Source organism: Corynebacterium sp. LaCa54 (genome assembly GCF_046717495.1).
In the GTDB taxonomy this organism is placed as follows: domain Bacteria; phylum Actinomycetota; class Actinomycetes; order Mycobacteriales; family Mycobacteriaceae; genus Corynebacterium; species Corynebacterium kefirresidentii.
The window spans coordinates 1,032,103-1,044,386 of record NZ_CP177115.1 but is presented as its reverse complement, the minus strand read 5'-3'; the positions used below and the strand labels follow the sequence as shown (position 1 = coordinate 1,044,386).

12 protein-coding genes are annotated in these 12,284 nt (G+C 56.9%); 4 read left to right on the top strand and 8 right to left on the bottom strand.

Going from position 1 to position 12,284, the window contains the following annotated elements:
• Nucleotides 1-65 precede the first annotated feature (65 nt).
• The 3 genes from ilvC to ACLI1M_RS05185 all read right to left on the bottom strand — a co-directional run bounded on the left by ilvC (nucleotide 66) and on the right by ACLI1M_RS05185 (nucleotide 3,551).
• A complete protein-coding gene (gene ilvC / locus ACLI1M_RS05195) occupies nucleotides 66-1,079 on the bottom strand; it encodes a ketol-acid reductoisomerase (protein WP_248098883.1) in 1,014 nt (337 codons plus the stop codon).
• Between the two features lie 100 nt (nucleotides 1,080-1,179).
• Nucleotides 1,180-1,698, bottom strand: a complete 519-nt coding sequence (gene ilvN / locus ACLI1M_RS05190; RefSeq protein WP_248098885.1) for an acetolactate synthase small subunit — start codon at nucleotides 1,696-1,698, stop codon at nucleotides 1,180-1,182.
• 2 nt (nucleotides 1,699-1,700) lie between these two features.
• A complete protein-coding gene (locus ACLI1M_RS05185) occupies nucleotides 1,701-3,551 on the bottom strand; it encodes an acetolactate synthase large subunit (RefSeq protein ID WP_248098887.1) in 1,851 nt (616 codons plus the stop codon).
• A 306-nt stretch (nucleotides 3,552-3,857) separates the two neighbouring features.
• On the opposite strand from ACLI1M_RS05185, the gene ACLI1M_RS05180 reads away from it, so the two are divergent.
• The 3 genes from ACLI1M_RS05180 to ACLI1M_RS05170 all read left to right on the top strand — a co-directional run bounded on the left by ACLI1M_RS05180 (nucleotide 3,858) and on the right by ACLI1M_RS05170 (nucleotide 7,660).
• Nucleotides 3,858-4,400, top strand: a complete 543-nt coding sequence (locus tag ACLI1M_RS05180) for a PH domain-containing protein (protein ID WP_411706709.1) — start codon at nucleotides 3,858-3,860, stop codon at nucleotides 4,398-4,400.
• A gap of 54 nt (nucleotides 4,401-4,454) precedes the next feature.
• Nucleotides 4,455-6,308: a dihydroxy-acid dehydratase gene (gene ilvD / locus ACLI1M_RS05175; protein ID WP_248098891.1), complete on the top strand. Its 1,854-nt coding sequence runs from the start codon at nucleotides 4,455-4,457 to the stop codon at nucleotides 6,306-6,308.
• A 77-nt stretch (nucleotides 6,309-6,385) separates the two neighbouring features.
• Nucleotides 6,386-7,660: a glycosyltransferase family 87 protein gene (locus tag ACLI1M_RS05170; protein WP_248098893.1), complete on the top strand. Its 1,275-nt coding sequence runs from the start codon at nucleotides 6,386-6,388 to the stop codon at nucleotides 7,658-7,660.
• On the opposite strand, the gene ACLI1M_RS05165 is transcribed toward ACLI1M_RS05170, so the two are convergent.
• The 4 genes from ACLI1M_RS05165 to ACLI1M_RS05150 all read right to left on the bottom strand — a co-directional run bounded on the left by ACLI1M_RS05165 (nucleotide 7,635) and on the right by ACLI1M_RS05150 (nucleotide 10,421).
• A complete protein-coding gene (locus tag ACLI1M_RS05165; protein WP_200287647.1) occupies nucleotides 7,635-7,949 on the bottom strand; it encodes a transcriptional regulator in 315 nt (104 codons plus the stop codon). The two genes, ACLI1M_RS05170 and ACLI1M_RS05165, sit on opposite strands and share 26 nt — an antisense overlap.
• Nucleotides 7,942-8,406: a hypothetical protein gene (locus ACLI1M_RS05160; RefSeq protein ID WP_248098895.1), complete on the bottom strand. Its 465-nt coding sequence runs from the start codon at nucleotides 8,404-8,406 to the stop codon at nucleotides 7,942-7,944. The genes ACLI1M_RS05165 and ACLI1M_RS05160 overlap by 8 nt, the downstream gene beginning before the upstream one ends.
• A 125-nt stretch (nucleotides 8,407-8,531) precedes the next feature.
• Nucleotides 8,532-9,479: a DoxX family membrane protein gene (locus ACLI1M_RS05155; RefSeq protein WP_248098897.1), complete on the bottom strand. Its 948-nt coding sequence runs from the start codon at nucleotides 9,477-9,479 to the stop codon at nucleotides 8,532-8,534.
• A 69-nt stretch (nucleotides 9,480-9,548) separates the two neighbouring features.
• Nucleotides 9,549-10,421 carry a LysR family transcriptional regulator ArgP gene (locus tag ACLI1M_RS05150; RefSeq protein ID WP_200287653.1) on the bottom strand — a complete coding sequence of 291 codons (873 nt, stop codon included), beginning with the start codon at nucleotides 10,419-10,421 and terminating at the stop codon, nucleotides 9,549-9,551.
• A gap of 70 nt (nucleotides 10,422-10,491) precedes the next feature.
• Between ACLI1M_RS05150 and ACLI1M_RS05145 the strand changes: the two genes are divergently transcribed.
• Nucleotides 10,492-11,184, top strand: coding sequence for a LysE/ArgO family amino acid transporter (locus ACLI1M_RS05145; protein ID WP_200287655.1), 693 nt, complete (start codon nucleotides 10,492-10,494; stop codon nucleotides 11,182-11,184).
• Nucleotides 11,185-11,205: 21 nt separating this feature from the next.
• On the opposite strand, the gene ACLI1M_RS05140 is transcribed toward ACLI1M_RS05145, so the two are convergent.
• Nucleotides 11,206-12,276 (bottom strand): aldo/keto reductase, encoded by a 1,071-nt coding sequence (locus tag ACLI1M_RS05140; RefSeq protein WP_374048526.1) that lies wholly within the window; start codon nucleotides 12,274-12,276, stop codon nucleotides 11,206-11,208.
• Between the last annotated feature and the right edge of the window lie 8 nt (nucleotides 12,277-12,284).

The following is a 12,284-nucleotide window of genomic DNA, read 5'->3' as shown; positions in this document are numbered from 1 at the left end:
AGAAAACCCACGGTGAACACCCCTAATTCACCGTGGGTTTGGCGCTATTCGCGTGGCCTTATGTGCTAGGCCGTAGCATCCAGTGGGTTCTTGACCCAGCTCATCAAATCGCGCAGCTTGGCGCCGGTCTTTTCAATCTCGTGCTGTGCAAATTCCTCGCGCAGGTCCTCCAATTCCTTGTTGCCGCCCTCAATATTGGCCAACAGGCGCTTGGTGAAGGTGCCATCCTGGATATCAGTCAAGATGTCTTTCATGCGCTGCTTGGTATCGGCATTGATAACGCGGGGACCGGAAATGTAGCCGCCAAACTCTGCGGTATCAGATACCGAGTAGTTCATATTGGCGACGCCGCCTTCAAACATCAGGTCCACAATCAGCTTCATCTCATGCAGAACCTCAAAGTAGGCCATTTCTGGCTCGTATCCAGCCTCAGTCAGAACTTCAAAGCCGGTACGAATCAGGTATTCCACACCGCCGCACAGGACAGCCTGCTCACCGAAGAGGTCAGTAACCGTCTCTGCTTCGAAGGTAGTCGGGATAACGCCGGCACGCGCACCACCGATGGCTGCGGCATAGGACAAGGTCAGATCGTGGCCTTCGCCCTTCGGATCCTGCTCAGTAGCGATGAGGCACGGAACTCCCTTGCCATCTACAAACTGTCGGCGAACCAAGTGACCAGGCCCCTTAGGAGCAACCATTCCGACGGTGACACTGGCCTGCGGCTCAATCAGCTTGAAGTGAATATTCAAACCGTGACCAAACAGCAGTGCATTGCCATCTTCCAGGTTAGGGGCGATTTCCTCTTCAAAGATCTGCTTCTGAGAGGTATCTGGCGCCAGCAGCATAATGACGTCCGCCCACTTAGCAGCCTCTGCCACGGTCTTAACCTCAAAACCTGCTTCCTCAGCCTTATCCGCCGACTTGGAACCCTCGCGCAGGCCGATAACAACCTCAACGCCGGAGTCACGCAGGTTTTGCGAGTGTGCATGACCTTGGGAACCGTAGCCGATGACGGCTACCTTGCGGTTTTGAATGATGGACAGATCCGCATCATCGTCATAAAAGGTCTCAATTGCCATGTCCTAATCCTCAATTCTGTAGTGATTAAAAGTTCAATGAATCAACGTCCCACCCACTATTGTATCAGCGTGTGGGATTTAATGCCCACCTAGTGAGACATTAATTTCGGGGCGGAACCAATGCTTTGGGCCCACGCCCTAAGGCCACGTCGCCCGACTGCACCAGCTCGAGTACACCAAAAGGTTCTAATACATCCAGTAGCGCCGCCAGCTTTCCCGGGGTACCAGTCGCTTCTACTACCACGGATTCTTGCGCCACATCTACCACGCGAGCGCGGAAGATATTGACGGCATCGACAACCTGGGGCCGGTTGGTATTATTTGCAGCTACCTTGACCATCATCAGAGCTCGCGCCACGGTTGCGTCAGCCTCAAGCTCAACTATCTTGATGACCGGAACAATTTTATTGAGCTGCTTAGTTACCTGCTCCATAATTGTCTCGGATGCATCAACCACGATAGTCAGCCGGTTGATACCCGGATTTTCCGTTTGGGCGGAAACCAAGGAAATGATGCTATAACCGCGCCGCGAAAACATTCCGGTCACCCGCGACAGGATTCCCTCTACGTCTTCCACCAGGACCGACAAGGTATGCCGGGAAACGTCAGTGGGTGCCATGCCTATACCTCCTGGATGGTCTCGTCGATATCGGCAGGACTTTCTGCTGCCGATTCAGTTTCATCGAATAGCGGGCGCAAACCGCGGGCGTATTGAATCTCTTCGTTGGACGCCCCACCGCCAATCATCGGCCACACCTGGGCATCTTCTCCAACGATGAAGTCAATAACCACAGGGCGGTCGTTGATTGCGCGGGCCCGTTCAATCGCAGGCACCACTTCTTCCTCGCAGGTGACCCGGATGGCTTCACACCCCAGTGCTTCTGCCAAGCGGACAAAGTCCGGGGTATAGACATCACGCTCTCGCAGCTTGGTATGGGAGTAGTTCTCATTAAAGAACAAGTTTTGCCACTGGCGGACCATGCCTAGGTTGCCATTATTAATAACGGCAACCTTGAATGGAAAGCCCTCCAAAGCTGCGGTGGTTAGCTCCTGATTGGTCATCTGGAAGCAGCCATCACCGTCAATCGCCCATACCTCTTTATCTGGGCATGCTGCTTTAGCGCCAAGGGCTGCCGGTACCGCGTAGCCCATGGTTCCAGCTCCGCCGGAGTTAATCCAGGAACGCGGCTGTTCAAAGTCAATAAACTGTGCCGACCACATCTGGTGCTGCCCCACTCCGGCACAATAAATTGCCTCGGGGCCTACGGTTTCGCTGAGCTTTTCCAAGACAAATTGAGGATTTAGCTGCCCATCCGGAGTGGGATCATAACCACGGGGAAACCGCTCTTTGAGTCCGTCAAGGTAGTCCCGCCATGGACCTGTCTGCGGCAGATCCAGAGAGGAGTTTTTACGGTATTCCTTTAAAAGTCCCGCTAGTACTTTTTGCGCATCACCCACGATAGGCACGTCCACCTCGCGGATTTTGCCGATTTCAGCAGGATCGATATCCGCATGAATCACCTGAGCCTCAGGGGCAAAGGTTGAGGTATCCCCAGTTACTCGATCATCGAAGCGCGCGCCGATGGCAATGAGCAGATCCGCACGTTGCATCGCCGCGACCGCCGGAACGGTGCCGTGCATGCCCGGCATGCCCATATGCAGCGGATGAGACTCCGGAAAGGACCCCAAGGCCGTAAGTGTGGTCACGACTGGAATTCCGGTAAATTCCGCAAACGCACGCAGCTCCCGTGCCGCCTCCGCCTTGATGACACCACCTCCGGCATAAATAACCGGCTTTTCTGCTTGCGCGATGAGTTCAACCGCTTGCGCGATTTGACGGTGGTGAGGCTTGGTCGTTGGCTTATATCCGGGCAAATCGAATTCGGTTGGGAAAGAGTAGTCCAAGTGGCCATTTTGAACGTCTTTCGGAATATCCACTAGGACCGGTCCTGGGCGCCCTGTAGAAGCCAGATGGAATGCTGCAGCAATAGCAGCGGGAATCTGGCTAGGCTCCGTCACGATGTAGTTGTGCTTGGTGATCGGCATTGTCACACCACGGATATCGGCCTCCTGGAAGGCATCAGTTCCCAAAAGATTGCTTCCCACTTGGCCGGTGATAGCGACGATGGGGACGGAGTCCAGGTTGGCGTCGGCAAGCGCTGTCACCAAGTTAGTCGCGCCCGGCCCCGAGGTGGCAATGCACACCCCAACCTTGCCAGAAGCCTGCGCATAGCCTTCCGCAGCATGTCCGGCTCCCTGTTCATGACGGGTGAGCACATGCCGCAGCTTGGTCGAGGTATGCAAAGCATCGTAGAGCGGAAGCACGGCACCGCCTGGAATGCCGAAGACAAGATCGGTTCCCAAATCTTCAAGAGTGCGGACAATGGCGTGGGCACCACTCATCCGCTCCGGAGCATGGGCGCGTGAGGCTGCAGCCACCGAGGCGGGCGTGGGCGAAGTTGTCGTAACCACGGTTAATGTGCTCCTTGGATTGCTCTAATACTGGTCATGATCATCATCGTTAACGCCTTTAGATATGAACAAAGCCCCCGCGGGCTGGTGTGTCTGCAGGGGCGAAAAGCGTCGACGTCATGAGCGCCGCGGTCACCGCCGCATTGGTACTACCTGAAGTCGAATAATGATCATGAGCATGACTATACACCGATAGGTATTACACTTCTGGCAGTTACCCCCATTTGGGATAGGTTTCCCACATGGTGAGACATACCTGAAAATAGGTTAGCCCTCACCCACCCCTGTGAATTAGGCTTGCACACTATGACCCCACCACCTAAGGACAATAAACCTCATCAGTCCACCACCCAGGCAGAGGTTTTCAAGCCATCCCGTAACCACATCTTGGGCATCCTTATCCTGTCCACCATTGCGCTATTGAGCATTGGGTGGGCCCCCAAATACCTCGCATGGCTGTTTATCATCCCCGTCCTTGGGCTGTGGTGGGTCATAAAATCCCGCACCAAGGTCTCCGAATCCGGCATCGACATTTCCTATGCCTTCCGAAAAAAGGTCCAGATCCCTTGGGACGATTTTGCCGGTATCGGGTTCCAACGCTCCCGCGCCTTTGCTCGTACGAGAAGCGGCGCAGAGCACAGCCTGCCCGGTATCACCTTTAACTCGCTCCCACGCCTTTCGGAGGCCTCCCGCGGCCGCATCCCGGACGCCCTTACCCAGGGCCGTGAAGCGGCAGATGAAAAGGTGGTTATCGTCCACCGCGACGGCCAGCAAGTCCTGCTCAGCAAAGAAGAGTACGCGGACTACCTTGAGCGCCACCCCGAGCTCAAGCCCTCGGCCGAAAACTAAATACGCCACCGACGCTCTCCCCCACATCCCTTGAAGGAATGGTGACTTTAAACCATGTTCCCGCTGCGCTCAAAAGTAACTACCGTCGGCCGCCAGACCTCTGGCGCCCGGGCCCTGTGGCGCGCAACCGGCACCAAGGAAAATGACTTTGGTAAACCGATCGTGGCCATCGCCAACTCCTATACCCAATTCGTCCCCGGCCACGTGCACCTCAAAAACGTCGGCGATATTGTCGCCGATGCCGTACGGGAGGCCGGCGGAGTGCCCAAGGAATTCAACACCATCGCAGTCGATGATGGCATTGCCATGGGCCATAGCGGCATGCTGTACTCGCTTCCCTCCCGCGAAATCATCTCCGATTCCATCGAGTACATGGCCAATGCCCACACTGCCGACGCCCTGGTATGCATCTCCAACTGCGATAAAATCACCCCCGGCATGCTCAATGCTGCCCTGCGGTTAAATATCCCCACCATCTTTGTCTCCGGTGGGCCAATGGAGGCAGGAAAGGCGGTCGTTGTAGACGGCGTAGCCCACGCCCCAACCGACCTCATTACGGCGATTACGGCCTCCGCCAATGATGAGGTCTCGGATGAAGGACTGACTCAGGTCGAAGCATCTGCCTGCCCCACCTGTGGTTCCTGCTCCGGCATGTTTACCGCCAACTCTATGAACTGCCTGACCGAAGCCCTCGGCCTAGCGCTGCCCGGCAACGGTACCACCTTGGCCACCCACACGGCCCGCCGCGGCCTATTCGAAAGGGCCGGCACCACCATCGTCGAAATGTGCCGTCGCTATTACGGCGAAGAAGACGAATCGGTCCTTCCGCGCAACATCGCTACCAAGGAAGCTTTCACTAACGCCATGGCCCTAGACATGGCCATGGGTGGCTCCACCAATACCATCCTGCACACCTTGGCGGCCGCGCAGGAAGGCGAGGTGGACTTCACGCTGGATGACATCAACGACATCTCCTACCGCGTACCCTGCCTGTCCAAGGTAGCGCCCAACGGGACCTACCACATTGAAGATGTTCACCGCGCCGGCGGCATTCCCGCCATCTTGGGCGAGCTTCGCCGCGCCGGGCACCTCAATCTCAAAGTACATACAGCGCTATATGACAACGCTGAACAGTGGCTCGATGACTGGGATATCCGCAACCCTCACGCCACCGAGGAGGCCCGCGAACTCTACTACGCCGCCCCCGGCGGCGTGCGCACCACGGAGCCCTTCTCCCAATCCAACCGCTGGGACGAGCTCGATACCGACGCCGCCAATGGCTGCATCCACGACGCCGAGCATGCCTTTTCTTCCGATGGTGGCCTCGTTGTACTGCGCGGCAACCTCGCTCCCGACGGGGCCATCGTCAAGGCAGCGGGCGTCGAAGAGGAGCTGTGGACCTTCTCCGGCCCTGCACGAGTCGTGGAATCCCAGGAAGAAGCGGTATCTATCATCCTCAATAAGGAGGTTCAGCCGGGCGATGTCGTGGTCATCCGCTATGAAGGCCCGGCCGGTGGGCCTGGCATGCAAGAGATGCTCCACCCGACTTCCTTCCTCAAGGGCGCCGGGTTGGGCAAGGCATGTGCCTTGATTACCGACGGCCGCTTCTCCGGCGGTACTTCCGGCCTATCTATCGGACACATCTCCCCCGAGGCAGCCCACCAGGGAATGATCGGTCTCATCGAAAACGGCGACACCATCTCCATTAATATCCACGAGCGCGAGCTCACCCTAGACGTGGATGAGGAAGTACTGGAGCGCCGCCGCGCCGCCCAAGAACAGCGCGAATCCCCTTGGACCCCAGTAAGCCGCAACCGCCCGATCACTAAGGCACTGCGTGCATATGCGGCAATGGCAACCTCAGCTGACCGCGGCGCGGTTCGCGTGGTTGACGGTTATGTGAATTAGCAGGAGATAGCTGCTAAATTGCTGTGCTTCGGTGGGGTGCGCGCCTTTTGCCTGCAAATCGCATAAGATATCCTGCGATGAAATTCGCGCGTACCCCGTTATTCCGCTATGCCCTGGCCTTACTGGGGCTCATTTTTGGCGCTCGGAAAATCGTCCAAGATATCCACATTACGGACTTCCCCATCGATATGGTGGTCTACCGCGAAGGCGTCAAGGCCTTCCTTGAACACCGCTCTGTCTACAGCGAACCCATGCTGGCTGGCGATATTCAATTGCCCTTCATTTATCCACCCTTTGGCGCGTTGGTCATGGTCCCCTTGACGGCCTTCGACGGTATTGACCACGACATGGCAGGCGACATCGTGGTCGTCCTCTCTGATCTTCTCGTGCTCCTATGCCTCTACCTTGTATTCAAGGCAGTGCTGAAAAAGCCAGAGTTCCTCCTGCCCGTCACCACCATTACTTGGGCAATTGTATTGCGCTTTGAGCCGGTTGACCTCAATAACGGCTTTGCCCAAATCAATATCGTGGTCATGACGCTCGTTGTCCTCGACCTCGTTCCGCGCCGGCGCTTCCTACCGCAAGGAATCCTGATCGGTCTGGCGGCCGCCATCAAAATAACCCCTCTGGCCATGCTGCTTTATTTCCTCGTGCGCAAGGAGTGGAAGCAGATTGCCACAGCGCTCCTTTCCGCTGTTGCGGCCACCCTCCTTGCCGCAGCCTTCCGCTGGGACGCGTTCGTGGAGTTCTTCAGTTCCAAATTGCTCGATATGGGCTCTGGCGGCGACTTCGGCGTGGGGACTGATTACCAGTCCAATAGCTCTATCAAGGGCGCCATTCAGCGCATGTATTCTTCTTCCGAGGCCATGGACGCTAATGGTCTGGCCATCAACATCGCGTGGATCGCCGCCTCCCTCGTGGTCATTGCATTCGCGGCGTGGCTTATTAAGCGCCTGTGCGAGGAGCATTTGCTTGTCGACGCCCAATTGGTCACCGCCCTTACCCTCCTGCTCATCTCCCCCGTTTCCTGGTCACACCACTGGGTCTGGCTCACGCTCATCATCCCAGTCTTTCTTTACCGCGCCTGGAGCTGGCTTTCTACGGGATGGGCCGCGGGCAGCCTTCTTACCGTTCTCGTTGCCTGGGCAGGCATGCTTCTGACTGTTCCACCCAAATGGTGGTGGGGCGACCAAGTCGATGTCCACGCCATGGAGCGCTACCAGAAGTTCTGGGTGGATGACTTCGTGTGGCTAACCATACTGACCGTCGCACTTTTCGCAGCCGCTTTCTATGCATCCCAGCGCAATAACCGGAACGCGAATACCGCTACTCCTGTCCCGCTAGCGTCTTAAGCGCTGCAAGGTGCGAATCGAATGCGGCCTTACCTTTAGTTGTGAGCATCACCCATACCGTGTCCTTGCCACGTGAGGATCCATACTCACGAAAGCGACTGACATACCCCTCTTTTTCCAGTGCGCTTAGCTGCTTAGACAGCGTGGCATCGGACTGATTCACCTTGTCCCGGATCGCCGCGAAGCGCATCTCTTTATTAATGGCGCCTTCCACTGCCCCGGCAGCATTAAGTACCGCACAAATCTTAAACCGGTTGAGCGGGTGAATTACTGGATCAAGCTCACTCATCACCACTCGCCTGCTTGCCGTCTTCATGGCCACGCGTGGACATATCCATTGCTCCCGAATTGAGAGCCCAAAACACGCCCACGCCCCACAGCGTGAATACGATGGCCGCAATCACCATGTGCCCTTCGAGAAAGGTCTGGAAAAACGTAGGGGCAAATATTAGAAAAAATCCGAAATAGTATTTCTTATCCGGCTGCGGCTGGTCAAAGGGATTTTGTCTATAGCCTGCACGTACGTCACGCTTTTTAGCGCCTACCCAAAGGCCTACACCCACGCAGGCAATTATGACTCCGAGAGATAACCATAGCGGCATACCTTCCCCAAATTGGCTCAGGCCAAACCACAGTCCTGCTAACGCCGCAGCAAACAATGCATTAAGCGCGGTCTTCCGCCCTGCGCTCTGGTCTTGCTCCATTTCTTCATTAAATGCCAGTGCCTCGTGCACGCTGTCTTCCATCGTCTCTATCCCTTTCACCCTCGAATTTCGTTGTTTTCCACTTTAGAAAGTATCATACTTTCCCTCCCGGAAAGCAAGGGGTAAAAGAAAATCCGCCGCGTGCGCGACGGATAATCTTTTGGCGATTAGCTCAGCGGATTAACTCCCGCACCGAAGAACCACAGTGCTACGAGAATCGCTACGCCGATAAGCACAAAGACCCAGGAGGTGCCCAGCGGGCGGCGTGCCCAGGAGCGCTTGAAGTCTAGGGAAATAAAGCCCGGGCCAGTAAACTGCAGTCCCACAGCGATAACGAAGAGGACCAAAGAAAGCCAGACGGAATCTGGCCAGCTAAAGACGTCCAAACCGGCATCGGTCTGCGCTAGCTCGTGGACAGCGCTAAAGCCGGTCACTACCAAGCCCAGCATGGCAGCCAGAGGCGTAATGAGTCCCAGCAACAGGAATACACCAGCGATAAGCTGCATGGTCGGAACCGCAATCGACAGCGCGGTATCCCAAGCATAGTTGGCAAAATCACCCTCTAGACCGGACAAGCCCTGGCTATCGCCGAGCTCGAAGAAGGTTTTTGCACCGGCAATGATTAGGTAGGCGCTCAGTGCGATGCGAATGAATAGCAGACCAAAGTCGATAGTGCCGCGGCGCCCATAGCGGTGGTAGCCTTCTTTTTCTTCCTGTTCCGCCTGCAGGCGGGCCTCGCGCTCCTCTGCGGTTTCTGCGCTGGCGGCACCTTCTTCAGGGGCGTCGGCAGTAGCAAGTGCCGATTCTTCCTCGGCACTAACCGGCGTGGCCGACTCCGGTTGCGCAAACGCTACAGTTTCCTCGCTGGCGCCGCTTTGCTGACGCGCGGCTTCGTTCGCGCTGGAGTAGGACATTACCTCAGTTTCAGGGTGGTCTTGCCGCGCCTGGGAAGGCTTGATCTCCTGCGGCTCAGCGCGGCCGGCGCGCTCGAAGAGGCCAGGCTTCGAGTTCTTCTCGCTGGAAACGGAATCTTTGCTCGCGGGCTTGGCGTTGTAGGTAGGCACGCCCATGTCTTCATCTAACGGTGTGGCTTTATCCGGCTGTTTATCGCTCATAGCTCCAATTTAAGGCACGGGCCTGCGCTTTTGTGGTACCCGCCACGGCGCGCCGTTGCAGCAAACTGGCTAGAGTGCTTCCAAGCCGCTTGCGGCCTCAATCACCGAACGCGTGAGCTCACCCAAAACCTCCGATTCCAAACGCCAACGCTGCCAATAGAGGTCGATATCGAGCGGGGAGCCGTCGAGAAGCACCAGCTCTTTCGCCTCCAAAAGCGGCAGTGCCTGGGCTTGGGGCAGCAATCCCCACCCTAGGCCGACGCGAACCGCCTCGAGGTAGCCCTCGGAAGAGGGAATCTGCGACACCCGGGCACGCACCACGGCCGAATCAATGAAGCGCTCGCGCATGGCATCATCCAATACCTGATCGTTGGGACCATATCCCACCAAAGGCATGGTTTCCCAGGTTAGCCGACCGCTATGAAAGCTATCTGCAATATGCGGCGCCGCGACTGGAAAGTAGCGCATAGTGCCCAAAAAGCTAGACTCGCAACCCGAAACTGGTGTGGCCTCCCTCGTTACTGCGCCCAGCACATCGCCACGCCGCAACATGGCTAAGGTGCGTGCTTCATCCTCAATCCGGATGCGCAAGGCGACGTCGCCCCGCCGCGCGGTATCGCTTAGAACCCTCCTAAACCACGTCGCCAAAGAATCCGAATTTACTGCGACAGACAGCGGGACCCGGGCCAGGCGATGGCCTAGGCGGGCATCCGTTTCTGCCTGCACTAACGCCATGCGGCGCGCGGACTGAACAAGGATCTCGCCCGCTTCCGTGGCGGTTACCGGGGTGGCACGGCGAAGGAGTACTCGTCCGGTGCTCGACTCCAAGGCCTTGATACGCTGGCTCACCGCAGACGGCGATATACCGAGCACGGCCGCGGCAACATCGAAGCTGCCTTCGTCCACGATCGCAAGCAAGGTTTCTAGGTGCACCGGGTTCATGAAGCTATTCTAAACCAACTGAAGAAGCATTAACTGGACTAATCCAGCCTAAGAATTCACACTAGAAGGCATGTCCATCGTGCTTGCTGGTTTCTTTCTGGGATTATCGCTCATCGTGGCCGTCGGCCCGCAAAATGCCATGCTGCTTAAATTCGGCATCCGCCGCGACCATATTGGCCTCATCATTGCCGTCTGCGCGCTTTCCGACGTCATCCTGATTACCTCCGGCACAGCCGGCGTGGGCTACCTGGTAGAAAAGTTTCCCAACGCCCTGCAAGTCCTGAAATACGTTGGCGCGACTTACCTGGCCTATTTTACTTTTACCTGCTTCCGCGATGCGTTGAAGACCAAGGGTGAGGCCATTGAGGTCGAATCCACACAGCCTAAGGTCCCGCAGGAAGTAGCCACCTTCGATGGTTCCACCTCACGCAGCACGACGAAGACTAAAACTCGGGTGGAGATAAAGCGCTCCCCCTCCTGGGTTAAACCACTATTGACCGCCCTGGCCTTAACGTGGCTGAACCCAGGCGCCTACGTAGACGTGGTTGTCATGCTTGGCAGCATCGCCAACCAATACGGCGAATCAGGGCGCTGGCTTTTCGCCGTGGGTGCTATCTGCGCCAGCTTCACCTGGTTCCCCTTCATCGGCTTTGGCGCCGCACGTTTTTCCCATGTGTTGTCCCGACCCACGGTATGGCGCTGGATCAACTTCGGTATCGGCGTCATCATGATTGGCCTAACGCTCAAGTTGCTCCTGCTCTAGGGGCCGGGTTCAAAGGGCCGCCTAATTGCCGCGAACGCGCGACGCGGTCGCACCGGCCCACCGGTTGATTCCGGCGTCATGGGCGACGTCGTCAATCGCGCCCAGCTCCTCTGCACTGAAGTCGAGATTGTCCAGTGCCCCTAGGTTATGCTCGAGCTGCTCCACCGAAGAAGCGCCCAAAAGAGCCGAGGTTAGCGTGCGATCGCCTTGGTCGCGCAATACCCACGAAATAGCCATCTGAGCCAAAGACTGCCCACGCTTACGCGCAATATCGTTGAGGGCGCGAATCATGGACAGGTTCTCCTCGTTGAGCCAGCCCTTTTCCAAGGTCTTATCTTGTGCCGCGCGGGAATCGGCGGGAATGCCATCGATATAGCGATCGGTCAGCATTCCTTGTGCCAGTGGCCCGAAACCGATAACTCCCAATCCGCTACGCCCGGTGACGTCAAGCAACGACTCGCCATCTTCGCCCGGACGCTCAATCCAGCGGTTGAGAATGGAATAACTTGGCTGGTGAATCAGCAATGGGCAGCCTTCCTCTTCCATAAATTCCACGGCCTCCGCGGTAAGCTCTGGCCCGTAGGAGGAAATGCCCACGTAGAGGGCCTTGCCGGAAGCTACGATATCGCGCAGTGCATAAAGGGTTTCTTCCAGCGGGGTATCTGGATCCGGGCGGTGGTGATAGAAGATATCCACGTAATCCAAGCCCATGCGCTCGAGAGACGCGTCCAAGGAACTCACCAGGTACTTGCGGGAGCCACCAAAGCCATAAGGGGAATCATTCATCACCCAGCCAGCCTTGGAAGAGATGATCATTTCATCACGGAAGGGACGAAAATCGCGGGCGAAGATGCGGCCGAAGTTAGCTTCGGCGGCGCCAGGTTCCGGACCATAGTTATTGGCCAAATCGAAATGAGTAATCCCCCGGTCATACGCCGCGCGCAAAATCTCGCGCTGCGTGGCCAGGGGACGATCGTCACCGAAGTTCTGCCATAGGCCAAGGGAAATGGCCGGCAACTTCAGACCAGAGTTACCTACTCGGCGGTACTCCATCGAATCATAACGGTCAGGTGCGGGTGCATAGAAACTCATGGCACCCA

What these genes read in the sequence shown, in the direction of transcription:
- ilvC (WP_248098883.1), bottom strand. Translation starts at nt 1,079, where the DNA reads ATGGCAATTGAGACCTTTTATGACGATGATGCGGATCTGTCCATCATT.
- ilvN (WP_248098885.1), bottom strand. Translation starts at nt 1,698, where the DNA reads ATGGCACCCACTGACGTTTCCCGGCATACCTTGTCGGTCCTGGTGGAA.
- ACLI1M_RS05180 (WP_411706709.1), top strand. Translation starts at nt 3,858, where the DNA reads ATGACCCCACCACCTAAGGACAATAAACCTCATCAGTCCACCACCCAG.
- ilvD (WP_248098891.1), top strand. Translation starts at nt 4,455, where the DNA reads ATGTTCCCGCTGCGCTCAAAAGTAACTACCGTCGGCCGCCAGACCTCT.
- ACLI1M_RS05170 (WP_248098893.1), top strand. Translation starts at nt 6,386, where the DNA reads ATGAAATTCGCGCGTACCCCGTTATTCCGCTATGCCCTGGCCTTACTG.
- ACLI1M_RS05165 (WP_200287647.1), bottom strand. Translation starts at nt 7,949, where the DNA reads ATGAGTGAGCTTGATCCAGTAATTCACCCGCTCAACCGGTTTAAGATT.
- ACLI1M_RS05160 (WP_248098895.1), bottom strand. Translation starts at nt 8,406, where the DNA reads ATGGAAGACAGCGTGCACGAGGCACTGGCATTTAATGAAGAAATGGAG.
- ACLI1M_RS05155 (WP_248098897.1), bottom strand. Translation starts at nt 9,479, where the DNA reads ATGAGCGATAAACAGCCGGATAAAGCCACACCGTTAGATGAAGACATG.
- ACLI1M_RS05150 (WP_200287653.1), bottom strand. Translation starts at nt 10,421, where the DNA reads ATGAACCCGGTGCACCTAGAAACCTTGCTTGCGATCGTGGACGAAGGC.
- ACLI1M_RS05145 (WP_200287655.1), top strand. Translation starts at nt 10,492, where the DNA reads ATGTCCATCGTGCTTGCTGGTTTCTTTCTGGGATTATCGCTCATCGTG.
- ACLI1M_RS05140 (WP_374048526.1), bottom strand. Translation starts at nt 12,276, where the DNA reads ATGAGTTTCTATGCACCCGCACCTGACCGTTATGATTCGATGGAGTAC.